Source organism: Corallibacter vietnamensis (assembly GCF_039537875.1).
Classification (GTDB): Bacteria; Bacteroidota; Bacteroidia; order Flavobacteriales; family Flavobacteriaceae; genus Corallibacter; species Corallibacter vietnamensis.
In genome coordinates this window covers 634,157-661,112 of the sequence record NZ_BAABBI010000001.1, presented here as the reverse complement: position 1 = coordinate 661,112, position 26,956 = coordinate 634,157, and the positions used below count along the sequence as shown (strand labels likewise).

General features: G+C 34.4%; 17 protein-coding genes. 14 read left to right on the top strand and 3 right to left on the bottom strand.

The window, feature by feature from the left end; translation table 11 throughout:
- Nucleotides 1-111 precede the first annotated feature (111 nt).
- From ABD690_RS02990 to ABD690_RS02970, 5 genes are all read left to right on the top strand, one after another.
- Nucleotides 112-7,920: a choice-of-anchor J domain-containing protein gene (locus ABD690_RS02990; RefSeq protein WP_344726897.1), complete on the top strand. Its 7,809-nt coding sequence runs from the start codon at nt 112-114 to the stop codon at nt 7,918-7,920.
- A 78-nt stretch (nt 7,921-7,998) separates the two neighbouring features.
- Nucleotides 7,999-8,934: a PorP/SprF family type IX secretion system membrane protein gene (locus ABD690_RS02985; RefSeq protein WP_344726895.1), complete on the top strand. Its 936-nt coding sequence runs from the start codon at nt 7,999-8,001 to the stop codon at nt 8,932-8,934.
- A 17-nt stretch (nt 8,935-8,951) separates the two neighbouring features.
- Complete coding sequence (locus tag ABD690_RS02980) at nt 8,952-10,823, top strand: OmpA family protein (protein ID WP_344726893.1); 1,872 nt, start codon at nt 8,952-8,954, stop codon at nt 10,821-10,823.
- A gap of 114 nt (nt 10,824-10,937) precedes the next feature.
- On the top strand, nt 10,938-14,816 hold the full coding sequence (locus tag ABD690_RS02975) for a T9SS type B sorting domain-containing protein (RefSeq protein ID WP_344726891.1): 3,879 nt from the start codon (nt 10,938-10,940) through the stop codon (nt 14,814-14,816).
- A gap of 279 nt (nt 14,817-15,095) precedes the next feature.
- Entirely contained in the window at nt 15,096-15,302 is a 207-nt protein-coding gene (locus tag ABD690_RS02970) for a hypothetical protein (protein WP_344726889.1), read from the top strand.
- On the opposite strand, the gene ABD690_RS02965 is transcribed toward ABD690_RS02970, so the two are convergent.
- Nucleotides 15,299-15,889, bottom strand: coding sequence for a riboflavin synthase (locus ABD690_RS02965; RefSeq protein ID WP_344726887.1), 591 nt, complete (start codon nt 15,887-15,889; stop codon nt 15,299-15,301). The two genes, ABD690_RS02970 and ABD690_RS02965, sit on opposite strands and share 4 nt — an antisense overlap.
- Nucleotides 15,890-15,952: 63 nt before the next feature.
- On the opposite strand from ABD690_RS02965, the gene pdxA reads away from it, so the two are divergent.
- The 6 genes from pdxA (at nt 15,953) to accC (ending at nt 20,994) form a co-directional block, all read left to right on the top strand.
- Nucleotides 15,953-16,999: a 4-hydroxythreonine-4-phosphate dehydrogenase PdxA gene (gene pdxA / locus ABD690_RS02960; protein ID WP_344726885.1), complete on the top strand. Its 1,047-nt coding sequence runs from the start codon at nt 15,953-15,955 to the stop codon at nt 16,997-16,999.
- A 73-nt stretch (nt 17,000-17,072) separates the two neighbouring features.
- Complete coding sequence (locus ABD690_RS02955; protein WP_344726883.1) at nt 17,073-17,612, top strand: YceD family protein; 540 nt, start codon at nt 17,073-17,075, stop codon at nt 17,610-17,612.
- Between the two features lie 8 nt (nt 17,613-17,620).
- Entirely contained in the window at nt 17,621-17,824 is a 204-nt protein-coding gene (gene rpmF / locus ABD690_RS02950) for a 50S ribosomal protein L32 (RefSeq protein ID WP_053970851.1), read from the top strand.
- 169 nt (nt 17,825-17,993) lie between these two features.
- Nucleotides 17,994-18,989, top strand: coding sequence for a beta-ketoacyl-ACP synthase III (locus tag ABD690_RS02945; protein WP_344726876.1), 996 nt, complete (start codon nt 17,994-17,996; stop codon nt 18,987-18,989).
- 37 nt (nt 18,990-19,026) lie between these two features.
- The gene (accB, locus tag ABD690_RS02940; protein WP_344726874.1) at nt 19,027-19,518 is read left to right on the top strand and encodes an acetyl-CoA carboxylase biotin carboxyl carrier protein; all 492 of its coding nucleotides are present in this window, start codon (nt 19,027-19,029) and stop codon (nt 19,516-19,518) included.
- Between the two features lie 120 nt (nt 19,519-19,638).
- Nucleotides 19,639-20,994 (top strand): acetyl-CoA carboxylase biotin carboxylase subunit, encoded by a 1,356-nt coding sequence (gene accC / locus ABD690_RS02935; RefSeq protein WP_344726872.1) that lies wholly within the window; start codon nt 19,639-19,641, stop codon nt 20,992-20,994.
- Between the two features lie 32 nt (nt 20,995-21,026).
- Here the strand turns inward: accC and ABD690_RS02930 are convergent, their stop codons facing one another.
- Nucleotides 21,027-21,548: a hypothetical protein gene (locus ABD690_RS02930; protein WP_344726870.1), complete on the bottom strand. Its 522-nt coding sequence runs from the start codon at nt 21,546-21,548 to the stop codon at nt 21,027-21,029.
- A gap of 96 nt (nt 21,549-21,644) precedes the next feature.
- Between ABD690_RS02930 and ABD690_RS02925 the strand changes: the two genes are divergently transcribed.
- The 3 genes from ABD690_RS02925 (at nt 21,645) to ABD690_RS02915 (ending at nt 26,017) form a co-directional block, all read left to right on the top strand.
- Nucleotides 21,645-24,386 carry a zinc-dependent metalloprotease gene (locus ABD690_RS02925; protein ID WP_344726868.1) on the top strand — a complete coding sequence of 914 codons (2,742 nt, stop codon included), beginning with the start codon at nt 21,645-21,647 and terminating at the stop codon, nt 24,384-24,386.
- 69 nt (nt 24,387-24,455) lie between these two features.
- Nucleotides 24,456-25,571: an NAD(P)/FAD-dependent oxidoreductase gene (locus tag ABD690_RS02920; RefSeq protein ID WP_344729281.1), complete on the top strand. Its 1,116-nt coding sequence runs from the start codon at nt 24,456-24,458 to the stop codon at nt 25,569-25,571.
- Entirely contained in the window at nt 25,568-26,017 is a 450-nt protein-coding gene (locus ABD690_RS02915) for a 3-oxoacyl-ACP synthase (protein WP_344726866.1), read from the top strand. The genes ABD690_RS02920 and ABD690_RS02915 overlap by 4 nt, the downstream gene beginning before the upstream one ends.
- On the opposite strand, the gene ABD690_RS02910 is transcribed toward ABD690_RS02915, so the two are convergent.
- Nucleotides 26,012-26,935, bottom strand: a complete 924-nt coding sequence (locus ABD690_RS02910; RefSeq protein WP_344726864.1) for an ABC transporter ATP-binding protein — start codon at nt 26,933-26,935, stop codon at nt 26,012-26,014. The genes ABD690_RS02915 and ABD690_RS02910 overlap by 6 nt on opposite strands.
- Nucleotides 26,936-26,956: the final 21 nt, after the last annotated feature.

Here is a 26,956-nt window from a genome sequence, read left to right as displayed (position 1 = left end):
AATTTAATTTTAGCTTTCAAAATTCGGTAAATAGCAAAGACATACTGTATATATAAGGTTAATTTATCCTTAAATTTAGCTTAACAATACTAATATGTTAAATGTATCGAAATGAGAAAAAAACTACTCTTCTCTGTATTAAAAAGTGGCATTAATTTTTTTAAAAATAATTCTAATGTCAAGTCTCAAAAAAGTAATACAATTTTAATTCTTGTCTTAGCTATAAGCTTGTTAGTAGCAAATAAAGCGCAAGCACAGTTTAGTGAAACTTTTGAAAGTGGTATTCCTAATACGTGGTCGTTAATAAATAATGGAGTAGGAACATCAGATTGGATGGCTACTACAGATGGTTATTTAGGAACAAATGCCGTATCTATAAACCCAAGTGCAGACAATATTGGAGACGGAAACATGGCACAATACTTTTTAGTGACGCCACAAATTACTATTCCTCAAAACGGAGAGATTCATTTCTATACAAAACAAATTAGTGAAGTAAATAATGGAGCACAATATCAAGTGCGTTTATCTACAGCAGCACAACCTGACATTAACGGGTTTAATGTAACACTTCAAACATATACCGAGGCAACGCTTAATGTTGGTTCTCAAACCAGTTACGAAAAAAAGGTTATTACCATACCGGAATCAATTCCAGCAGGATTTAATATTTATCTTGCTTTTGTTGCTGTTAATACCCAAAACGGTGTATCACCAACCGGTGACGAATGGTTTATAGATAACCTATCTGTTTTAGAAGGTTGTACAGAAATAGATGATAGTACAGTTTCTATTGATGATATTACAGTTGATAGTGCTGAAGTTACTTGGACACATCCTTCAGCTACAAACTTTGAAATACAAATTCTGCCAGAAGGCGGAACACCTGCAAGTAGCGGAATCCCTGTTACAGGAACTAGTTATACATTAATGAATCTTGATCCTGATACATCGTTTGACATTTATCTTTCTGCCATTTGCGATAATGACACACAAAGTGAATTTACAGGACCATACAATTTTAATACTTTAAAATATGGGTTAAGCTGTGAGTTTCCAATAGAGATCCCAGACATTTCATCAACGCCATATGTATTAGCAGAAAATTTAGCTGATTGGGTTAATGAAGAAGTTAGTTATTCAACGCAAGGATCAAACTGTATTTCAGGAACATCAACAGCAAATTATTTAAGAGGAGATAAAATATTTTTATCATACACACCAACCGAAGACGGTTTATTATCATTATCTCAAACAACATTTACAGGAGGAGATTCAACTAACAACTGTTACAACGGAAGAAGTTCCCTTTTTGTTTATGATAGCTGTGCCGAAGTTGGAGTAAATTGTCTTGCAGGAACAACAACGCGAAATGGGTTTGTGCCAAGCGAGATAAACAACTTCTTAGTTCAAGCAGGACAAACGTATATTGTTGTTGTATCTTCTGAATTATCTTCAGGTGCAGGTATATGTTTAGAGTTAGAAATTTCTAGCCCAACATGTGCGCCACCATCAGAAATGACTTTTAATAGCTTAACAGAAAACAGTGTTACTTTTTCTTGGGACAATATAGGTGGTTTTGCTGATTCTTGGGAGTATGCAGTTGTATCAGCAGGATCTGGAGAACCAGTAGGATCAGGTACATTAACAAATACAAATACTGATAACCTTATAAACTCTGGTTTAGCTCCAGGAACAGCTTATGACTTATACATAAGATCTGTTTGCGATGGAGCTCCAGGTATATGGAGCGCTCCATCAACATTCACAACACAGTGTATGGTTTTTAATACGCCATATTCTACGGATTTTAATAATGCAACAAATGAAAATCCCGAACCTTGTTGGACAATTATAGACGCTAATAACGATGGAAACCAGTGGAGTTTTATTGGTGGATATCCAACAGTAAGAACAGATTTGTCAAGATATGAGAACCACGATTTGTATGTGTCTCCTCAAGTTAACTTTGAAGGTACACCAAAAAGATTGCGTTTTAAGCATAGAGCAACTCAAGGAGAATCAACCTATACAGTAAAACTATCAACAACAGGTGTTGGAGTAGATAATTTTACAACAATTGTCATTCCCGAAACAACAATCAATAACACAGCTTTTCAAGAAGTAATGGTAGATTTACCTGAAGTTACAGGAAATGTAAATATTGCTTGGATTGTAGAACCAAACAACACAGAAACAGCATTAAGAGTTTCTATTGATGATGTGGTTATAGAAGACAAACCTACATGTCCAGACCCAATAAACCCTTTTGTTTTAAATGTAACAGAAACATCTGCTTGGTTATTTTGGACAGTAGGCGAAGAAGAAACCCAATGGGAAGTAGCTATTCAAGATCTTGATTCGGGAGAACCAACAGGTAGCGGAACTTTAGTGTCTTCAAATTTTCCTTATATAGCTACAGATTTAGAGCCTGGTACACAGTATGAGTTTTATGTAAGAGCATATTGTGCTGCAGATGATCAAAGTCAGTGGGTTGGTCCAGTAGCTTTTACCACTTTATGTACGTCTTATGATACGCCTTTCTTTGAGAGCTTTAATGATGATGATGACGATACTCAAAAATTTTGTTGGGATACAAGTAATGGCGGATGGACTATTTCTGAAACCAAAGCTGAAATAGGAGGAGGAACAAACGCATATTTAATATCTCCAGCTATCAACATTGATGGTGTAAAAGAATTAAAATTTAAGTACAGAGCAGAAATCCTATTTATATTAGGAAATTTAATCCCTCCAAGACATGGTTTTGAGGTTTTAATGTCTACAACAAACAACAATCCTTCAAGTTTTACAACAGAAGTTGTTCCTTTTGAAGTAATTACAAATTCAGGATATATTGAAAAATCAGCAATTATTGAAGGTAATGGAACAATTTATATTGCTTTTAGAGTGCCACCAGAATTTTCAGGTCCATCTTCAAGGTTAAACATTGATGATGTAAGTATTGATGAAGCTCCACCTTGCCCAATTCCTTCTTCTTTAAATGTTGATACAGTTACAGCAACAGGAGCAGAAATATCCTGGACCGCAGGTTACCAAGAAGATATGTGGAACATTGTAGTGCAACCAGAAGGCACAGGAGCTCCAACAGGAACTGGAATTTCAGTTGATACAAACAGCTATTCAGCGATAGGTCTAGAAGCAGATTCAGCATACGAAGTTTACCTTCAATCAAATTGTGCTAATGGAACCAGCGAGTGGTTTGGTCCTGTAAACTTTACAACAATATGTACACCATACGTGGCTCCATTTGTTGAAACGTTTAATTCAGATTCTGCAACAAAAAATTGTTGGATAGTTATTGATGATAATTATGATTTAGATACTTGGGAGTTAAACAATACGGCATATCCTTATGAAGGAGATCAAACAGCAGCAATGTTTACAGGTCATAATGGTAGAAACGAAGATTGGCTAATCTCGCCAACCATTACCATTACAGAAAATCAACGTTTACGTTATTATTATCGTGTAAATGATAGCTTCTTTACAGAAGATTTAGAAGTGCTATTATCTACAAACGGAACGGGAATAGATCAATTTACAACAGTATTATATGATAACGATGACGACCCTGTTCTTATAAACAATGAAGAGTACAGAGTAAAAATTATAAATTTCCCTAGCGGAATTACGGGAGATATTAATATTGCTTTTCATGTACCGTTTTATGCAAGTACAAGTGCCTACAGAGGGCAAACTTTAATTATTGATAACGTAAATATTGAGGATATTCCAGAATGTCCAGAGATTGTTAACATAACAACAGGCAACCTAACAGATACAGAAGTACAATTAAGTTGGGAAGAAAACGGAACGGTTTCTCCATGGGAAATTTCTGTACAGCCTGCTGGCACAAATGCTCCTGTTGGAGATACAGACCCAACTTATTTGTATAACGCAACAACAAATCCGTTTACAATTACAGGCTTAACAGCATCAACAGCTTATGATATTTATGTGAGATCTGCTTGTGATAACGGTGATGGACCATGGACAGGACCTATTGAGGTAACAACCCTATGTAGTTTTGAAAACTTATGTCAATACACATTTGTATTAACAAGTAATACAGATGTTTCTGCAGAGCTACAATTGTCTCAAAACAACCAAGAGGTTAGTCAAGTTTTTCCTTTTGAAGGAGAAGATGCTCAAGAGTTTCCGGTACTTTTATGTAACGGTGTAGAGTTTTCTTTGTACTTTGATACAGTTGGTACCTATGCGCCACAATATGCAAACTACTCGTTTGAGATTAGAGATTCTAGTAATACTGTTGTCTATTCTAGTACAGAAAGCTTAATTCCTAGAACAACAGTTTATTCCGGATATTCTTCTTGTGGTAACATTACATGTCCTACACCAACAGATTTATCTGTAAACGAGATGTCTGTTTTTTCATGGTCGCCAGGAGATTCTGAAACAGAATGGGAGGTTGCTATTCAACCTGTAGATAATGGAACTATTCCTCAATCAGGAACAATTGTTTCAACAAACTCTTATACACCAACATTATCAGATTTTGTAGATCCATATGCTGTTACTTACGAATACTTTGTGAGAGCTGTTTGTGGTGCTGGAGATGAAAGTTATTGGGCTGGTCCATACGTGTTTGTTAGAAATGATGATATTTCTAATGCAATTACATTACCAATTAACGCAGGACAAACGTGTAATGAATCTAGCATAAATGCATCTTTTATAAACACAACAGCTTCATCAGAATCTATGAGCTGTAATGGTTTAAACGCGGGAGATGTTTGGTTTAATTTCACAGCAGAATCATCTGTACATATTTTTGAACTTAATGATTTCACAGGAAATTTCCGTGGAGAAGTAAATAGTGAACCTCCATATCCAGATATTACAATGACATTATATAAAGATAATGGAGCAGGAAACCTTGAAGAAATGACCTGTACATATGATAATGTTCTTGTCGCAATGTACGCATCAAAACTTATTGAAGGAGATAACTACAAATTACGCTTAACACTCAATGGAACAGAAGCTAATATGCATAAATTTAGTGTTTGTGTAAAAACACCAGAAGACGGTTGTGATTTTAATATGGCAATAAATGGTGGTTTTGAAATACCTGTTCTAGAAGGATTAAGTGGTGTAAATACGATTATTTCTATTAGAACCATTCCAGGGTGGAGACAAAATTTAGAAAACTCTAATTCTGTATTTATTTGGGAAACATTAAATGCGCCAGGATTCTCTCCATACGAAGGAGGTCAAATGGCCCAAGTAAGGACAGACGGAGAGCCAGTAAACCCTAATGATCCTAATATAAAAGGGCTTTACAGAGATTTTGATACTTCTGAAATAACATTATTAGAATATAGTTTTGCTCATACAGGAAGATTTGATGGAAATGTTATGGAGCTTTTGGCTGGGCCGCCAGAAGGACCATTTACTACGGTAACAACACATCTTGCTGATCAACAATGGCGTATTATCTCTGGAGATTATCAGGTACCAGAAGGGCAGGATGTTACAAGATTCTTTTTTAGAGCCAATGGCCCTGATAATATTGGAAATTTACTTGACGACGTAAGGTTTACAGCAAACAATGAAATTATTACAGAGTCTTTTGAGGTTGATTGTACAAACCCAACAGCTAGCGTAGAAGCAAACGGAACAGGAACGTGGTTGCCTAGTGATGCAAATCCAGGAGATGTTACAATTGCAGATGCTAATAGTAACAATACTACAATAACAGGTTTTGTTGTGCCAGGAACGTACACGTTTACTTGGCAAACAAGTCATTGTTCTTATGATATTGAGCTAGCATACAATGGTATTTCTGATGTACCTACTGTAGAAACGCCTATAGATTATTGCTTGAATGACACGGCTGAACCATTAACAGCAACACCAACAGGTACTTATAGTTTAGTTTGGTACACGCAAGCTACAGGAGGAACAGGAAGCACAACAGCGCCTACACCTAGCACGGCAACAGTAGGAAGTACATCTTACTATGTGGCTAATATGGATGAAAATGGATGCGAAAGCCCAAGAGTGGAAATTGAAGTAAATATTAATGATACAATTACACCAGAATTGTCTTTCAGTTATGAAACAGTTTGTATTGTAACTTCTGAAAACCCTATGCCAGAATTAACAGCAGGATTTGTTCAAGGAGGCGAGTTTAGTTCTACAACACTAACTGTTGATGCGACTACTGGTGAAATTGACATTACATCTGCAACAGCAGGAAGTCATGATATTCTTTACACCTATAATGGTGATGCGGAAACCTGTACACTTGCAGGGACCTATACGGCATCAATTGAATTTACGGCATCAACAACTCCTGTAACAACATTTGATTATGGTACAGAACCATTCTGTCTATTAGCAGGAGATACCACAATGCCAAATTTAGCAGCAGGATTTACTATGGGAGGCGAATTTAGCTCTACAACCTTAACTGTTGATGCAACAACAGGAGAAGTAGATTTAACATCAGGAGTTGAAGGAATGCATGATATTGTTTATACATATGTCGCAGATGAAGCAAATTGTATTGAGGAAAGTGTATTTACTGTGTCAATAGAAATTGTTGAAACTATAACACCCGTAACAGCGTTTACTTACAGTGAAGATCTTTATTGTACAGATAGCGAAAATGTAACGCCAAGTTTAGGAACTGATTTTACACCTGGAGGAACATTTACTGCAGAAACAGGATTGATTATCGATGCAACAACAGGTGAGATTAATCCATCAGCAAGTACTACAGGAAATTACACGATTACCTATAGTGTTTTAGAAGACTTAACAATATGCCAAGAAGCAAGTACAAGTACTTTTATGGTAACTGTTTTAGAGTCTACAAACCCAACAACAACGTTTGATTATGGTGTGGATTCTTTCTGCTTGTTAACTGGAGATACTGTACTACCAAATCTTGATGCTGGATTTACTGTAGGAGGAACATTTAGTTCTGCAACCCTAACTGTTGATGCAACAACAGGTGAAATTGACTTAGCATCTGGAGCGGCAGGAACACATGATATAACATATACTTATAGTGGCGATCCTGAAAACTGTATGGCAAGTGGCTCTTATACAACGTCTATTGTTATTGACGAATTAACAACAACAAACACCACCTTTACATATACAAATGATATGTATTGTGCTGATAGCGATAATATTTTTCCTGTGTTTGGAACAGATTTCACAACAGGAGGAACCTTTACAGCAGAGTCTGGATTAGTGATTGATGCTACTACTGGAGAAATAAACGTATCAGCAAGTACATTAGGAAACTATACGGTTACATATCATATTAATGACAACATAGCAAACTGTATACAAGGAAGTGTAAGCACATTTATGATTACTGTTTTAGATACTGTTGAAATTGCTGTAGAAGGAGCTTGCGAGGCTAGTGAGTATTGGTTAACAGCATCACCAGTTGGAAATTCTTTTGACCCTAATGAAGTAACTTATGTTTGGATGGATGCAAACGGTAATGAAGTAGGGCAAGATTCTGAAACATTTAATGTAACTGCATATGCAGCTCAAAACCCAGGAACAACAATACCTGCTCAATTTACGGTAACTGTAATTTTTGGAGGCTGTTCTTCAACAACATCATTCACAACAGAAACATTATCATGTAATGATATCCCTAGAGGAATATCTCCTGATGGAAATGGTAAAAATGACTCGTTTGATTTGAGTGGTTTTGGAGTTGTTGATTTACAAGTGTTTAATAGATATGGTAAAAAGGTATACAATTTTAAAGGAACTTACGTAAACCAATGGCACGGACAATCAAATAAAGGAGATGAACTACCGGATGGAACTTACTTCTACAACATTGCCAAAAAAGATGGAAGTACAGTAACAGGATGGGTTTACATTAATAGATCTCATTAATCATAAAAAAAGAAACAACAGCTTGTCTCGAGTTAAGAAACAAGCTGTTTATAAAACATAAAGCAATATATAATACAAATGAAAAAATTATATTTTACAATAGCCTTTGCACTTATGATTTTAGTGAGTGTTAATGCACAGCAAGACCCACAGTATACGCAGTATATGTATAACATGAATGTGGTTAACCCTGCTTACGCTGGTTCAAAAGACAATTTAGCCGTTGGCTTATTATATAGATCACAATGGGTAAGTGTTAATGATGCACCAAAAACAGCCACGTTATCAATTCATAGTCCTATAGGAAAAAAAGTTGGTCTAGGTCTATCTGTAATATCAGACCAAATAGGACCTGTAGAGGAAAACAATGTATATGCTGATTTCTCTTATACATTAAATTTAGGAGGAGAGCACCGTTTGGCATTAGGACTTAAAGCTGGAGCAACAATTCAAAGTATAGGCTTTTTTAGTGATATAGGAAACGGTTATGTAACAGATGCTAATGATGAAGCTTTTAGCGAAAACACAAACAATACAAACCTTAATATTGGTTCAGGTTTCTTTTATTATACGGATAAATATTATGTGTCTTTTTCTGTTCCAAACATGCTTAAAAACACATATTTAAATGTAACAAATAATGGCCAAGAGTATAAGTATGGTACAGATGTGCTACATTACTTTTTATCTGCCGGTTATGTGTTTAATTTGTCTGAAAACACCAAGTTTAAACCGTCTTTTTTAATGAAATCAGCATTTAATGCACCAACATCATTAGATGTTTCTGCCAATGTTTTGTTTTTTGATCGTTTTGAGCTTGGAGCAACATATCGTGTAGATGACTCTTTTGGTGGTATGGCAAATTTTGCAATTACACCAGGACTTCGAATAGGCTACGCATATGATTATGTCACATCTGAACTTAACACAAAAACATCAGGATCTCATGAGGTTATGTTGCTATTTGACTTAAACTTTCCGAAAAAAGTATCTATTTCACCAAGATTTTTCTAATACATAAAGCATAAAAAATGAAAAAAATATATAGTCTTTTAACTTTGTTTTTAGTGATAACAGCTGGTTATTCGCAAAGCAAACAATCAGAAAAAGCAGATAAATTATTTGAAACCTATCAATATGTAGATGCTATTGATGCATATTTACAATTGGTAGAGAGCAACAAGGCTGATGCTCATGTTTATAATAATTTAGCTGACAGCTATTACAACGTGTTTAATATGGTTGAAGCATCAAAATGGTATGCAAAAGCTGTTAACACAAAACAAGATGCTGAAACATATTACCGTTATGCTCAAACTTTAAAATCTCAAGGGAAATACGAAGAAGCAAATAAGCAAATGAGTGTATTTGCAAGTATGATGCCTAATGACCAGCGAGCAAAAGCTCATTTAGAAAACCCAAACTATATACCAAGCTTGGCTGATAAATCAAAGCTTTTTGATGTAGAAGAAACAGGAATTAATGACTCAGAACAGAGTGATTTTGGTAGTATATTATCTAACGACAATATTTTATATTTTGTAAGTTCAAGAAACGTTTCTAAAAAAGATGATAAATGGACAAACAAACCTTACCTAGATATTTATCAATCTGTTAGAGACGCAAAAGGAACACTATCAGATCCAGAGCCAGTAAAAGCATTAAATACACCATACCACGATGGTCCTATTACGTTAAGTGCAGATGGAAACACCATCATTTTTGCTCGAGATGGACATAGTTCTAAAAGCTACAAAAGAATAAAAAATAAGAATGTAAAATTAGCTCAATTAGGACTATATACAGCAACTAGGGAAAATGGTGAATGGGTTAACATACAGCCGCTACCTTTTAATAGTAAGGAATATTCTGTAAGTCACCCTAGCTTAAGTACAGACGGCAAGACACTTTACTTTGCTTCAAATATGCCAGGTGGTTTAGGAGATACTGATATCTGGAAAGTATCTATTAATAATGGTAAATACGGAAAGCCTGAAAACCTTGGTCCTCGTGTAAATACAGCGGGTAAAGAAGGATTTCCTTTTATAAGTGATAACACAACATTGTATTTTGCTTCAAGCGGTAAACAAGGATTCGGAGGGTTTGACATCTTTAAAATTAACCTAAATAAAGAAGAGGAGGAAGCTGTAAATATGGGAAAGCCTATTAATACTAAAAGTGATGATTTCTCTTTTAGTATTAATATGATAGAAAATGTAGGATATTTTTCTTCAAACAGATCAGGTGTTGATAACATATATATGGCTATACCAATATGTCAGTTAGAAGCAATAGTGATCGTTAAAGATGCTATTACAAAAGATGTTTTGGCTAATGTAGCTACAACACTTCTTGATAATCAAGAAAATAGTATTATAACCCAAAACACAACAACACTAGGAACAACATCATTTGATATAGAATGTCAAACAGAATACATGTTTCGTGCCTCAAAAGACGGCTATCAATCTATGAGCTATGCATTTGATGCTTCAGAAGGAGGAACAAAAAACATAGAGATATTATTAGAGCCAATAAACGATTTAATTACAGATACAGAAGTGAAACTTAATAATATTTACTTTGAATTCAATAAAAGTAATATTACTGAAAGAGGCGCTAATGAGTTGAATAAGTTAGTTGAAATTATGAATGCTTACCCAGAGATGAACATTTTAGTAAAGTCTCATACAGATACAAAAGGAAACAAATCATATAATCAGAAATTATCTGAAAGACGCGCGCAATCAACAATGCAATATTTAATATCAAAAGGAATAAATAAGGAAAGACTTTCAGCAAAAGGTATGGGTAGTTCTGAACCAAAAGTTGATTGTAAATCAAATTGTACAGATCAAGAGGACGCACAAAACAGGCGTTCAGAATTTTTAATCATTAAGTAACAGTTTAATTCGTTTTTGATTAAAAGAGACCAACTAAACTAGATTAATAGCTATAGTTTTCCATGGCCAATCTGCTTAAAAGTAGGTTGGCTGATGGGTTTAAAAAAGTTTACCATGAAGAAGATGAAGTTTATTTTAGGATGTTTTTTTACAATATTATGTTTTCAAGCTTATGCTCAAGAATCTAATGATTGCGTAGGATCTATTACAGTATGCGGTAATGGTACTTTTATGTCAAACACAACAGGTTCTGGGAATGAATTTGAAATCAATAGTTGTGGCGGTTTTGAACACAACTCTTTATGGTTGCAAATAAATATTGTGCAATCTGGAACGTTAGGTTTTGACTTAATCCCTAACGACCCAGATATTAATGTTGATTATGATTTTTGGGTTTATGGCCCTAATGTAGCATGTAATAATTTAGGAAACCCAATACGTTGTTCCACAACAAACCCTAATTTAGCAGGTTTAGCAAATAATCACACAGGTATTAACGGTAGCACAACATTAACGCAAACAGGTCCTGGAAATAACGGAAATGGTTATGTATATTGGCTTACAGTTACAGCAGGTGAATCTTACTACATAGCTGTTGATAGGCCTCATGGAGATGGAGGTTTTGAAATTCAATGGACAGGAACCGCTATGGATGGTGCTGGTGCTTTTCCTTCTCCACCAGATGCAACACCAATAGATGATGTTGTACAGTGTAGCGGAACACCCGATGTATCTATTTTTGATTTAAATGCCATAAAAAGTACGATAAACCCTGATTTAGTTAATAATAGTGTTGAGTTTTATGGGAGTTTAGCTGATGCAACAGATGAGGTAAACCCTCTTGGTGGTGGTTTTGGTATTTATGCTAACACACAAAACCCTGAACAGGTTTATGCTAGAGTTACTTCAGGATCAAATGATTGTTACTCTTTAATAGATTTTAATTTAGTTGTATCTCCAATTCCAGATGCTACTGTGGCAAGTTCTGATACTGTAATTTGTGAAGGTGATTCTGTAAATTTCACAATAACTGGAACTCCAAATGCCACAATAAACTACAATTTTAATAATGGAGCAACCCAACAAGTTCTTCTAGACGTTAATGGAGAAGCAGTTGTGTCTGAAGTGTTAACTGTTGATACCGATATAAATCTTACTGAAGCCGAAGTGATTAATGGTTCAGGCCAAGTGGTTTGTTCTCAAATATTAATAGATAGTGCTAGTGTAACAGTCAACCCATCAGTTACGCCAGTATTTACACAAGTAGCCGATATTTGTGAAGGCGATGCTTTGCCGCCATTACCAACTACATCAAACAATGGTGTTACCGGAACATGGAACCCAGCAATAGACAATACAACAACGACGACTTATACATTTACCCCAGATGCGGGTCAATGTGCTGTAACAGAAACTATGACCATCACAGTCAATCCATCGGTTACACCAATATTTACACAAGTAGCCGATATTTGTGAAGGCGATGCATTAGCATCATTACCACCCACATCAAACAATGGTGTTACCGGAACATGGAACCCAGCAATAGACAATACAACAACGACGACTTATACATTTACTCCAGATGCGGGTCAATGTGCTGTAACAGAAACGATGACCATCACAGTCAACCCATCGGTTACACCAACATTTACACAGGTAGCCGATATTTGTGAAGGCGACGCTTTACCACCATTACCAACCACATCAGACAATGGTGTTACCGGAACATGGAGCCCAGCAATAGACAATACAACAACGACGACTTATACATTTACTCCAGATGCGGGTCAATGTGCTTTAACAGAAACGATGACCATCACAGTCAACCCATCAGTTACACCAACATTTACACAGGTAGCCGATATTTGTGAAGGCGATGCTTTGCCGCCATTACCAACCACATCAGACAATGGTGTTACCGGAACATGGAGCCCGGCAATAGACAATACAATAACGACGACTTATACATTTACTCCAGATGCGGGTCAATGTGCTGTAACAGAAACGATGACCATCACAGTCAACCCATCAGTTACACCAACATTTACACAAGTAGCCGATATTTGTGAAGGCGATGCTTTGCCGCCATTACCAACCACATCAGACAATGGTGTTACCGGAACATGGAGCCCAGCAATAGACAATACAATGACGACAACCTATACGTTTACTCCAGATGCGGGTCAATGTGCTGTAGCAGAAACGATGACCATCATAGTCAATCCATCGGTTACACCAATATTTACACAAGTAGCCGATATTTGTGAAGGCGACGCTTTGCCGCCATTACCAACCACATCAGACAATGGTGTTACCGGAACATGGAGCCCAGCAATAGACAATACAACAACGACAACCTATACGTTTACTCCAGATGTGGGTCAATGTGCTGTAGCAGAAACGATGACCATCACAGTCAATCCATCAGTTACGCCAGTATTTACACAAGTAGCCGATATTTGTGAAGGCGATGCATTAGCATCATTACCAACCACATCAAATAATGGCGTTACTGGAACATGGAGTCCAGCAATGAATAATTCAACCACAACAACGTATACGTTTACGCCTGATGCTGGTCAATGTGGAGCAATGGTTACCATGAGTATTGCTGTGCACGAACTGCCAAGTATTAGTTTAGATGCATTATCTGTTTGTGGTTCTTCTAATACGGGGTATGATTTATTTGATTTAACTTCTGAAATACCTTCAATATTAGGAGCTGGTCAAAGTCAAGCTGACTTTACAGTTGATTTTTATGAGGATTCTGCAATGACATCACAAATAATAACAAATCCGTATCCTAATACAGCAGCTTATAATCAAACTATATTTGTATACATAACAAATATAAATTCTGGTTGTTCAGAGTTATTTCCTTTTGAGCTTAACGTTTTTGAAGCGGCTAATGCAACGCAACCTGATCCTGTAATGATATGTGATTCAGATGGCGTAAATGACGGTATTAGTACGTATGATTTATCTGTACTTGATACAGAAGTTTTAAATGGACTAAACCCTAATGATTTTAGTGTTAACTATTATTTTTCAGCACAAGATGCTATAGATAATAATGACGCTATATTAAACCTTGCTAATTTTCAGAATACAGTGCCTAATAATCAAACCATTCATATTAGAGTTTCTAACAATGCAATTCCAACAGAATGTTACGGACTAACTTCAGTAGAAATTTCTGTAAATCCAATATTGAATCCAGAGATTTATTCTTTAGACGGGAGCAATACTCTTTGTGTTGATTATGAAAGTCATGTTTTGCAAAACGAAGTAACATTAGTGAGTGATATACAAGGCGCTAATTATACATACACATGGTATTTAAACGGTGTTGAGATTACTGGCGCAAACCAAGGAACTTATGTTGTTAATACGGTTTCTCCGGGTCAATACACTGTTTTAGTTACAGAAGCATTACCTACAGCAAATTGTCCATCAAGTTTAAGTGAGCCTTTTGAAGTTATACAATCTGGACAAGCAGTATTAGTTAATGTTTCTCAAACAGGAACTTTTGATCCTAATCCATCAGTTACTGTAACTGTTGAAGGTTATGGAGCGTATTGGTTTCAAATGGATAATGGTCCAATTTTAGATAATAATGGTGTTTTTACAAATGTTAGCGGTGGTTTGCACACGGTTTATGTATATGATAGAAAAACAGAAAATCCTTCTTGTGGTTTCATAACTATTGAAGATATAAGAATTATAGATTATCCGAAAGTTGTAACGCCTAATTATGATGGAAATAATGATACATGGAATATATATGCGTTCAGAAACCAACCTAATGCCACAATAAATATTTATGACCGTTATGGTAAGGTGTTGGCGAACATAAAACCTTCTGGACCAGGATGGGATGGTACTTATAAGGGGGCTAATTTACCGTCTTCAGATTATTGGTTTGTATTGAGTTATGAAGAGGATGGGCAGCCAAAACAGTTCAGGTCTCATTTTTCGTTAAAACGTTAATTTTTATGTGTTTTTAAACTCTTTAAAGCAGCTTTAAGTATGTGTGATTTCAATCATAAACTCATATCTGCCTGCATATCTGAAAGATGCAAATGTTCTCATAACAATTATTTAAAGTAGAAATGTTTTATTTGTTTTAAAAAAACATATATTTGGGTTTTATAAAAGCAAACGAAAAATTGCACACACGTGCTTTTAATCGGTGTTTTTGGCATTTCAAAGACATTTTATGTCTTTTTTATTTTGCAAAATCATGTTTTTTTATACATTTACTAACAGATGATTATACAAAACAAAAAAATACTTACTTCAATCTTATTTGTTTTAATAAGTTTTGTTTGTGTAGCTCAAAGTGTACCAGAACCAGTTGATGCTAACAGACCACCACCACCACCTGGACTTCCTATAGATGCAGGAGTATTAATCTTGGCGGGAATAGGCTTGACTTACGGAGTTTCTAAAGCGTTAAAAAAGAATAAGCTTTAAAGGTTGAGAGAAAATAATTTTTTCACGTATTTTCCAACTACGTCAAACTCTAAATTTACTACTGTGCCAATTTTAAAGTCTTTAAAGTTTGTATGTTCATATGTGTAAGGAATAATAGCAACACTAAAGCTGTTTTCTTTAGAGTTTACAACAGTTAAACTTACTCCATTTACCGTTATTGATCCTTTTTCTATTGTTATGTTGTTAAGTGATTTATCGTATTCAAAGGTAAAAACCCAACTTCCAGAAGTTTCCTCAACACTTTTGCATATGGCAGTTTGGTCTACATGGCCTTGAACAATGTGTCCGTCTAATCTATCATGAAGTTTCATGCCTCTTTCAAGGTTTACAGAGTCATTAACTTTTAGAGTATTTAAGTTTGTTTTATTAAGAGTTTCTTCTATTGCTGTAACCATATAATTATCTCCGTCAATTTTTACAACAGTCAAACAAACACCATTATGAGAAACACTTTGATCTATTTTTAATTCAGAAGTGAAATTAGAAGACATTGTTATGTGAATATTATCAAGCTCTTTTTCAATGTGTTGAACAACTCCTATATCTTCTATGATTCCTGTAAACATAAGTACGAATTATTTAGTTAAATTTGCGTTTGTAAAATTACAAACAAAAGTTATCATAACTAAATGAAGAAGGAAGAAAATATCATAGTAGGAATATCAATTGGTGACTTAAACGGTATAGGTCCTGAAGTTGTTTTAAAAACATTTCAAGACGCTAGAATGCTAGAGTTTTGCACACCAGTAATTTTTGCTTCGGCAAAGACAGTGTCTTTTTATAAAAACCACCTTAATTTAGATGTTAATTTTAATGGAATCAATCAATTAAATCAAATTGTTTCTGGAAAAATTAATGTTTTCAATGCTTGGAATGAGAATGTAAAAATTGAGTTCGGAGTAGAAAGCCCAAAAATAGGTACGTTTGCCATTAAATCATTAGAAGCAGCAACAAAAGCGCTTAAAAATGACAACATAGACGTTTTGGTAACAGCGCCTATAAACAAGCATAACATTCAGTCTAAAGACTTTAATTTTCCTGGACATACAGATTATTTAGCAAAAGAGCTACAGGGAGATAGTTTGATGTTTATGGTTACAGAAACATTACGTGTAGGGCTGCTGACAGATCATGTACCTGTAAAAGATGTGTCAAAACATATATCTAAAAAGTTGATTGTAAACAAGATAAATACAGTTTATAATTCACTGCAAAAAGATTTTAAAATCGGGAAACCAAAAATCGCAGTTTTAGGAATAAACCCACACACAGGAGATAATGGTGTTATAGGGAAAGAAGATGATAATGTCATGAGACCAACACTAAAACAAATTAAAGATTCTGGAAAGTTGGTTTTTGGTCCTTATGCTGCTGATAGTTTTTTTGGATCAGACAATTATCAAAAATTTGACGCTATTATAGCATCATACCACGATCAGGGTTTAATTCCGTTTAAAACATTATCCTTTGGAAAAGGAGTGAATTTTACCGCTGGTCTCAATAAAATAAGAACCTCGCCAGATCATGGTACAGCCTATGAAATAGCAGGAAAAGGCATTGCAGATGAAAGCTCATTTAAAGAAGCCGTATTTATGGCTTTAAAACTGTTTAAGAATAGATTAGAATATGATGAGCTTCATAAAAATCCTCTAAAGGTGCCGCAAAAAAAGATATAAACAAAAAAATGTTTATAAGTTTAAAAAGCTAAAGAATATTTTATATATTTGCAGGCTCAAAATTAGATGGATAATGAAGTTACTAAAAGAGTTTACAATTCCATTTGTAGGACTAAAGCTAGGGAAACATCATTTTGAGTATCATATAGATAATTCGTTCTTTGAACATTTTGAGTATGAAGAATTTAATAACTCATCAGTTGATGTAAATGTTGAATTTGAAAAGAAGACAACATTACTTGAGTTAAGTTTTGAAATTTCTGGAACAGTAAATGTAAACTGTGACGTTACAAACGAAGCGTATAATCAAGAAGTTTCAAACACATTCAATTTGGTTGTTAAGTTTGGCGAAGCATACAATGATGAAGAAATAGATATATTAATTATTCCGCATGGAGAATATGAGATAAACATTCAACAATATATCTACGAACTTGTAGTGCTTTCTGTTCCAACAAAACGTGTACACCCAGGAGTAGAAGATGGTACATTAGATTCTGAAATACTAAAAAAACTAGAAGAATTAAGCCCTAAGGCAGATAAAAATAATACAGAAGGAGACGAAACAGATCCTCGCTGGAATACTTTAAAAAAACTATTAACGGATAAATAAAATAGAAAATGGCACATCCTAAAAGAAAAATCTCTAAAACAAGAAGAGATAAAAGAAGAACACACTACAAAGCAACGGTACCACAAATTGCTACGTGTCCTACTACAGGAGAAGCGCACTTATACCACAGAGCTCACTGGCATGAAGGTAAATTATATTACCGAGGACAAGTATTGATTGACAATTCAGAAGCCGAAGAAAATTTAGCATAAGTACTATGCATGCATATATTAAAACGCTCTCTCATGAGCGTTTTTTTTGTGATAAATTTTTATAGATGCCAAAAACGACTTAATTTGCATAAAATTAAGCCTAAAAAATCTGTTTTTAGCACATTTTGTGTTACAAACAGCTGTTTTTGGTAAAATTAAATAAAACATTATGAGTAAAATCTCAGCAGCAATTACAGCTGTAGGAGCCTATGTGCCAGACTATGTGTTAACCAACCAAATTCTAGAAACAATGGTTGACACCAATGACGAGTGGATTACCACACGTACAGGTATAAAAGAACGAAGAATTCTTAAAGAAGAAGGAAAAGGGACTTCTTTTTTAGCTATAGAAGCAGCAAAAGACCTTATAAATAAAAAAGGTATTAATCCTGAAGAAATAGACCTAGTAATTGTTGCAACAGCAACTCCAGATATGAAAGCTGCCGCAACAGCCGCTTACACAGCCTCACAAATAGGCGCTGTAAATGCATTCTCTTTTGATTTAGAAGCAGCATGCTCTAGCTTTCTTTACGGGATGTCTGTAGCTTCTAGTTATATTGAATCAGGTAGATACAAAAAGGTTTTACTTATAGGTGCTGATAAAATGTCTTCAATGATCAATTATGAAGACAGAGCAACGTGTATTATTTTTGGAGATGGAGCTGGTGCTGTGTTATTTGAACCAAATGAAGACGGATTAGGACTTCAAGATGAATATTTAAGAAGTGATGGAGCAGGAAGAGAGTTTTTGCAAGCAACCTACGGAGGTTCATCGTACAAAATAACACCAGAAGCTCTTGAAGAAGGTAAACACTACGTATTCCAAGACGGAAAAACAGTATTTAAAAATGCTGTATTTAATATGGCAGATGTGTCAGAAAAAATACTGAAACGTAACAACCTTACAAATGAAGACATTTCATGGTTAGTGCCGCATCAGGCAAACAAACGTATTATTGATGCAACAGCCAATAGAATAGAATTAGAACCAGAAAAAGTAATGATGAACATCCATAAGTATGGAAACACAACATCAGCAACTTTACCTCTGTTACTTAACGATTACGAATCTCAACTTAAAAAAGGAGATAAACTGATATTTGCTGCATTTGGTGGCGGATTTACATGGGGATCTATTTACCTAAAATGGGCCTACAATTCCTAAATTAACAAAAAAACAAATTTTTAATATCTAAATAACTATGGATTTAAAAGACATTCAAAATTTAATAAAGTTTGTAGCTAAATCAGGCGCAAGCGAAGTTAAATTAGAAACCGAAGATGTAAAAATCACAATTAGAACAGGTAGTGATGATAAAGAAACAACAACCTACGTTCAACAAATACCTGTAAATGCGCCTGTGGCTCAAGCAGCTCCTGCTGTTGCTCAACCAGTAGCGCCAGCACAAGCACCAGCAGCTGCAGCACCAGCTACTAGCGCAGACGATTCAAAATATATTACAATAAAATCTCCAATCATTGGTACATTATACCGTAAACCATCTCCAGATAAACCAGTATTTGTAGAAGTTGGTCAAACAATTAAAGAAGGTGATGTATTGTGTATCATTGAAGCGATGAAACTGTTTAATGAAATAGAATCTGAAGTTTCTGGTAAAATTGTAAAAGTTTTAGTTGACGATTCTTCACCTGTAGAATTTGATCAACCATTATTTTTGGTAGATCCATCATAACCAATTTAAAGATTCCAATTCTCACCTGATTAAGCAGGACTCAAAAATTCAGTATTTGAAATTTGTCTAAAACCATAAAGACAACGAGTTTGGAATTTGAAATTTTTAAAAACACAAGTTATGTTTAAAAAAATACTAATTGCCAATAGAGGTGAAATAGCACTACGTGTTATTAGAACCTGTAAAGAAATGGGCATAAAAACAGTAGCAGTATACTCAACAGTAGATGCAGAAAGTTTGCATGTTAAGTTTGCAGACGAAGCTGTTTGTATAGGTCCTGGGCCAAGTAGTGAGTCATATTTAAAAATGTCTAATGTTATTGCGGCTGCAGAAATTACTAATGCAGATGCAATACATCCGGGTTACGGGTTTTTATCAGAAAACGCAAAGTTTTCTAAAATCTGTGAAGAGCACGACATTAAATTTATTGGTGCCTCTGCCGATATGATAGACAAAATGGGAGATAAAGCCTCTGCGAAAGCAACAATGAAAGCTGCAGGAGTACCATGTGTACCTGGAAGTGATGGCATTATCAATGATTTTGAAGAGTGTGAAAAATTAGCAAAAGACATAGGTTACCCAGTAATGCTTAAAGCAACTGCTGGTGGTGGAGGAAAAGGTATGCGTGCCGTATGGAAACCAGAAGACTTAAAAAACGCTTGGGATTCTGCTAGACAAGAATCAAAAGCTGCTTTTGGTAATAACGATATGTATATGGAGAAACTTATTGAAGAGCCAAGACATATTGAAATTCAAGTGGTTGGTGACTCAAGAGGAAAAGCATGTCATTTATCAGAAAGAGATTGTTCTGTACAACGCCGTCATCAAAAATTAACAGAGGAAGTGCCATCGCCATTTATGACAGATGCACTTAGAAAAAAAATGGGTGAAGCTGCTGTAAAAGCTGCAGAATTCATAAAATATGAAGGTGCTGGAACTGTAGAGTTTTTAGTTGATAAACACAGAAACTTCTACTTCATGGAAATGAATACACGTATTCAAGTAGAACACCCAATTACGGAACAAGTAATAGACTTTGATTTGATACGTGAGCAAATATTGGTAGCAGCTGGTGTGCCTATTTCAGGAAAAAATTACACACCAAATTTACACTCAATAGAATGTAGAATTAATGCTGAAGACCCTTACAATGATTTTAGGCCTTCACCAGGAAAAATAACAACGCTACATGCTCCTGGCGGACACGGAGTTCGTTTAGATACGCACGTATATGCAGGATATATAATTCCACCTAATTACGACTCTATGATAGCAAAGTTAATTACTACAGCTCAAACTAGAGAAGAGGCTATAAGCAAAATGAAACGAGCACTTGATGAGTTTGTTATTGAAGGAATAAAAACTACCATACCTTTTCATAGACAGTTAATGGATAATCCAGATTATATTGCTGGAAACTATACAACAAAATTTATGGAAGATTTTGAAATACAACAACCTCAAGAAGCAGAATAAACAAAAAAGCTCTGAAAATTTCAGAGCTTTTTTTATATCGAAAAATCGTCTTTTATGTATGAGATAATTTGAGGAACTTCAGAAGTTTTAAAGTTTAGCTCTAATCGATAATGCTTGTCACCGGTTTTTTTTATTTTTAAGTTACCAGATAAAATGTTGTAGTAGCCCGTTTGTCCTCTACAAAAACATAATCTACCATAAGTAATATTTGCTTTTTTTAAATCGGCATCAGAATAATTAACTTCTAGATTACTAGGGTTAAGTTCTATGTATACTAATTCTTTGTAGCTGCTATCAGCTGTATTCTGAATTTCATTTCGTTTATACTCAAATTCTATTAAAATATTGTTGCTATCAGTTATTTGAGAATAGGTTGCGCCAAATTCATCTTCTTTAATTTTAATAGATTTATTTTTTAGAACAGTCAATTTGCATTGTCCGTCTTCAGGACATATAGAAACCGTTTTTTCGTCTTTATTACCCATTAACTTATTTTGCTTGTTGGCACAAGATAAAATAGAGGCAAAAAGAAAGGTTAAAAAAAGTGTTTTCATATTAGTAAAGTATCATAAATAGGACTTCTGTATGTTAAAACTTTGTCAGTTTTAAAATAACGGAGTATTTTTATAAAATTAATAAAAAATTAAAACATGAAAAATAATTACACGAAGTGTGGTTTGTTTTTATTAGCTGTAATATTTACTGCTAACTTTTATGGTCAAAACAAGTCTTTTTGGTCAAAAAAAGATAAAAGTAGTTTTGCTAATAAAGAGCTAACCATAAGAAAAACAGAGCCTAAAAAAGGAGATTTTTATCAGTTAGATATAACAGCTTTAAGAGGTAGGCTTGAAAGTGCACCAGCAAGGTTGGATAACTCAAGAATGACATCAAATACAATTGTAGATTTCCCAACAGCAAATGGTAATTTTGAATCTTTTAGAGTGGCTGAAGCATCAGTATTACACCCAGATCTTCAAGCTCAATTTCCAGAATTGAGATCTTATGTTGGGCAAAGTATAGAAAACCCTGAAACAATTATCAGGTTTAGTATTACAAACCAAGGCTTACATGGTATGTTTTTATCGTCTGAAAGAGGAACTGAATTTATAGATCCTTATTCCAAAGATGGCCGCGGATATGTTGTTTATGCAAAAAGAGACCTACCTAATTTAGAAGACGGTTTTGTTTGTGAGTATGTTGATGATGAACATTTAGATTTAGAATCTGATTTTGATGTTCATGCAGCAAGAAATGCAAATGATGGTAATCTACGTACATTTAGATTAGCTTTAGCATGTACTGTTGAATATGCCTCATTTCATTGGAATGAAGCAGGGGTTCCTGTTTTAGCACCTGAAGCTGATAAAAAAGCAGCTGTTTTAGCCGCTATGGTTGTTACTATGACTCGTGTAAATGGTATATATGAAAAAGAATTTTCTATAACTATGGAGTTAGTACCAAATAACCTTGATGTAATTTATATAAATTCTGATATTTATAGTAATGAGAGTGGTTCAGCAATGTTAGGTCAAAACACAACTGTTTTAAATAGTGTTATTGGTTCAGCAAATTATGATATAGGTCACGTATTTAGTACTGGTGGCGGTGGAATTGCTGCATTAAACTCTCCTTGTACATCTAATAAAGCAAGAGGTGTAACAGGATTGAATGCGCCTGTTGGTGATGCTTTTGATATTGATTATGTGTGTCATGAAATGGGACATCAATATGGTGCACCACATACATTTAATAGTATTTCAGGAAATTGTGGTGGAGGAAATAGAACAGCGTCAAATGCTTATGAGCCAGGAAGTGGGTCTACAATAATGGCTTATGCTGGTATTTGTACGCCAGATAATGTTCAGTCAAATAGTGATGCATATTTTCACCAAAAGAGTATTCAAATGATTTGGTCTAATGTTTCTATTGGTAATAGTACTTGTGGGGCGTTATCAGCAACTGGTAACTCAGCACCAACAGCCGAAGCTGGTGCGGATTATTATATTCCAATGTCTACACCATATAAATTAACAGCTTCTTCAACAGATCCAGATGGTACAGCAACTCATACTTATACTTGGGAACAATACGATTTAGGTACAGCAGGAGTACCTTCTGAGACTACTATATCAGGACCAGTTGTTCGCTCTTTTGCAGGAACAACAAACCCAACAAGATATATACCTAATATACCAGATTTATTAGAGTCTGGAGGATCAACAGCATGGGAAAAATTAGTGTCTGTTAATAGAGATCTTGACTTTCAAGTAACTGTACGTGATAATGATCCAAGAGGAGGACAAACAGCATCAGATGGTATGACAGCAACAGTTACTACAACAGCTGGCCCATTTGTTGTTACATCTCAAAATACGGATCAAATTGTATGGACACCAGGACAAATGGAAACAATAACTTGGGATGTTGCAGGAACTAATGCTGGCTTGATCGGAGAGTCTAATGTAAATATATTACTATCTACATCTCAAAACCCAGATGCTGAATTTACAACAGTATTAGCATCTAATGTACCTAATAATGGAACTTATACAATTACTGTCCCTAACGTAAGCGCACCGTATTGTAGAATAATGGTAGAGGCAGTTAATGGTATATTCTTTAATGTAAACGATAACTTTTTTGCAATAGGAAACTATTCTTATGTACCAGGGAATGTATGCCAAGACTACGTGTTTAATGCTGGAATTTTATTAGAGGAAAATGGAACAAGTTTTAGTGGCTATTTATTAGATATAACAGATAATGTAACAATAACAGATGTTAATGTAAGTGTTGATATTACTACAACTAATGTTGATGAAATTCGTACAGCATTAAGAGGACCTTTTGAGACCGATGGATTCCACAGATTAAGTTGGGGAGGCTGTGATAGTTCTGAAGACTTAATTGTAACCTACGACGATGAAGGAAATGCTATTGACTGTGGAAACACAAATGTTGGAGATAGTATTATACCTACTGATGCATTGAGCTTTGCTGATGGAGAGAGTTCTCTTGGAGAATGGGTATTTTATGTTGGAGATATTCTAGTAGATGGAAACCGAGCTACATGGAATAGTGTTACTTTAACAATTTGTGAAGAAGGAGGGTTTATTCCTCAATTATCTACTAACGAGTTTAGTTTAGAAGACTCTTTCTCTGTTTATCCAAACCCAAATAACGGTGATTTTAATATTAAATTAAATGCAGGTAATGAAAATGTTGACGTACAAGTTTATGATATCAGAGGTAGACTAGTGTTTAACAAAGGTTACAAAAACACAGGTGCATTTAATGAAAACATAAATTTAGGAGATGTACAAGCTGGTATGTATTTGCTACAAGTAAAATCAGGTTCTAAAACCGTTACTAAAAAGATTGTTGTACAATAATTTTTTCAGAGAAACAAACTTAAGAAAAGCTCCTATTAAGGAGCTTTTCTTTTTTAAATTTAAAACATGATAAATGTATCTTATTGGGAAATAAAATCGTGGCTTACTGATATTGACTATACGGTTATAGGTAGTGGTATTGTAGGTTTAAACTGTGCTATTAGTTTAAAAAAGCGTTTTCCAAAGTCTAAAATTGTGGTTTTAGAAAAAGGTGTTTTTCCTCATGGAGCTAGTACTAAAAACGCAGGTTTTGCTTGTTTTGGTAGCTTAAGTGAAATATTAGACGATTTAAAATCGCATTCTGAAGAAGAGGTTAAAACACTTGTTAGTAAACGAATACAAGGCTTAAAACTTTTAAGAGAGAATTTAGGAGACAAAACAATATCATATCATCAAAATGGTGGTTATGAATTGTTTTCAGATACTGACAATACTTTTTTTAATGAATGCATATCTCAAATAGAGAATATTAATAAGCTTTTGTATCCAATTTTTAAACGAGATACTTTTTATTTAAACGCCAATAAGTTTGGTTTTAAAAATATTCAAAATAAGTATGTATTCACACCTTTTGAAGGGCAATTAGATACGGGAGAAATGATGAATGCCTTAATTATTAAGGCACAAACTTTAGGTGTAAAAATCTTAAATAACATAACAGTAAAACGCTTTAGCGACGTAACTAATAGTGTTCAGATAGAGACTAATTATTTCGATTTTAAAACATCAAAGCTATTTATAGCAACAAATGGTTTTGCTTCACAGTTACTTAACGAGCCTGTAAAACCAGCCAGAGCTCAAGTTTTAATTACAAAACCTATAGATCACTTACACATAAAAGGAACTTTTCATTTAGACAAAGGGTATTATTATTTTAGAAACATTAATGATAGAGTTTTATTTGGCGGAGGGCGAAATTTAGATTTTAAAACTGAAGAAACAACTGAGTTTGGACAAACTGATCTTATTCAAAATCATTTAGAAATGTTACTTAAAAACACCATTTTACCAGATGTTTCATTTGAGATTGATCATAGATGGAGCGGTATTATGGGAGTTGGTTGTTCTAAAAGAACAATTGTTAAACAAGTCAGCGATAATGTTTTTTGTGGTGTTAGATTAGGAGGTATGGGTGTAGCTATTGGTAGTTTAATTGGTAATGAAATGACCGCATTGTTAGAATGACAGTAAAACAAACATTACATATTAAGAGTTTAGAAGTTGTAGAATCACAAATAGCAACAATACTTAATGTTATTAAAGGCATTCAAGAAGCATTGCTGTCTGAAACCAAAAGTAGTGCTGGAGACAAACACGAAACAGGCAGAGCCATGTTACAATTAGAACGTGAAAAAGCAGGAAATCAGTTAGCCAATACAGAAAATCTTAAGCACGTATTATACAAAATAGATGCTTCTAGTCATTCCAAAATAATAGGGCTAGGAAGTGTGGTTTTCACGTCACAAAACCATTATTTTATAGCAATCAGTATAGGAAAACTAACAACCGAAACTAATAATTTTTATGCAATATCACCAACAACGCCTATTGGAAAACTTTTAATGGGAAAAACAGAAGGAGATATAATAGTTTTTAACAATCAAAAAATAGAAATAGACCAAGTACTATAATGTATTTTTTATAATTTTAAGAGCAATTTCAGCTCCTTTTTTTATTGAAGATTTAGCCTCAAAAAAAATAATATCATTATTAATTTTAGCTTCAATAAGGTAGTAATACCCTTTAAAATAGCTTTGTGTAACAATAGCTATTATATCTGATTTTTCTTCAGTAATTATAAGCTCATTAGCATAAACAATGGTGTTGTTTATAATGTTGTATTCATTAAAAAAAGAAGCAATCAAAGCATTGTTGGGTTTATTATATAATGTTTGTGGCGTGTTGTAAGCAAGCACTTTAGTATCAGATAAAACCAGCATTGTATCTGCATAACCAAGTACATCTTCTTTGTCATGAGTTGCAACAATACATGAGATTTTTTTTTCTTTTAAATAGTTAAACAAGCGACGCCTTAACGATTGTTTTTTAAAGCTGTCAATATGACTAAAAGGCTCATCCATTAAAATAATTTCAGGCTCTTTAGCTAAAGCTCTAGCAAGTGCAACTCGTTGTTTTTGTCCACCGCTCAAATCTTTTACTTTAGTTTTTGAAAAAGCATTAAGTTCAACAACATCAAGTAACTCTTTAATACGTTTTCTTTTTTTATTAGGATAAAAATTAGAAAGAAACTTCCCAATATTTTCTTCAACCGATATAAAAGGCATTAACTCAAATTCTTGAGCAACATATTTCATAAAGTCGTAGCCAATTACCAAATTATATTTAGGTCCTAGAATTTCTTGATCTTTCCAGAGAATATCCCCTTTAAGCAAATCATATTCACCATGAATTAATTTTAGTAACGTGCTTTTTCCAGAACCACTTTCACCAATTATAGATAAGTGTTCTCCTTGTTTTATAGAGAAATTGATATTCTTTAAAACAGGGGTGTCTTTATAGGAAAAATAGATGTTTTTTACTTGAAGCATACTGCAAAAGTATACAAAAAA

Bases quoted from the DNA above. Each gene is read 5' to 3' on its own strand.
- ABD690_RS02990 (WP_344726897.1), top strand. From the start codon at position 112: ATGAGAAAAAAACTACTCTTCTCTGTATTAAAAAGTGGCATTAATTTT.
- ABD690_RS02985 (WP_344726895.1), top strand. From the start codon at position 7,999: ATGAAAAAATTATATTTTACAATAGCCTTTGCACTTATGATTTTAGTG.
- ABD690_RS02980 (WP_344726893.1), top strand. From the start codon at position 8,952: ATGAAAAAAATATATAGTCTTTTAACTTTGTTTTTAGTGATAACAGCT.
- ABD690_RS02975 (WP_344726891.1), top strand. From the start codon at position 10,938: ATGAAGAAGATGAAGTTTATTTTAGGATGTTTTTTTACAATATTATGT.
- ABD690_RS02970 (WP_344726889.1), top strand. From the start codon at position 15,096: ATGATTATACAAAACAAAAAAATACTTACTTCAATCTTATTTGTTTTA.
- ABD690_RS02965 (WP_344726887.1), bottom strand. From the start codon at position 15,889: ATGTTTACAGGAATCATAGAAGATATAGGAGTTGTTCAACACATTGAA.
- pdxA (WP_344726885.1), top strand. From the start codon at position 15,953: ATGAAGAAGGAAGAAAATATCATAGTAGGAATATCAATTGGTGACTTA.
- ABD690_RS02955 (WP_344726883.1), top strand. From the start codon at position 17,073: ATGAAGTTACTAAAAGAGTTTACAATTCCATTTGTAGGACTAAAGCTA.
- rpmF (WP_053970851.1), top strand. From the start codon at position 17,621: ATGGCACATCCTAAAAGAAAAATCTCTAAAACAAGAAGAGATAAAAGA.
- ABD690_RS02945 (WP_344726876.1), top strand. From the start codon at position 17,994: ATGAGTAAAATCTCAGCAGCAATTACAGCTGTAGGAGCCTATGTGCCA.
- accB (WP_344726874.1), top strand. From the start codon at position 19,027: ATGGATTTAAAAGACATTCAAAATTTAATAAAGTTTGTAGCTAAATCA.
- accC (WP_344726872.1), top strand. From the start codon at position 19,639: ATGTTTAAAAAAATACTAATTGCCAATAGAGGTGAAATAGCACTACGT.
- ABD690_RS02930 (WP_344726870.1), bottom strand. From the start codon at position 21,548: ATGAAAACACTTTTTTTAACCTTTCTTTTTGCCTCTATTTTATCTTGT.
- ABD690_RS02925 (WP_344726868.1), top strand. From the start codon at position 21,645: ATGAAAAATAATTACACGAAGTGTGGTTTGTTTTTATTAGCTGTAATA.
- ABD690_RS02915 (WP_344726866.1), top strand. From the start codon at position 25,568: ATGACAGTAAAACAAACATTACATATTAAGAGTTTAGAAGTTGTAGAA.
- ABD690_RS02910 (WP_344726864.1), bottom strand. From the start codon at position 26,935: ATGCTTCAAGTAAAAAACATCTATTTTTCCTATAAAGACACCCCTGTT.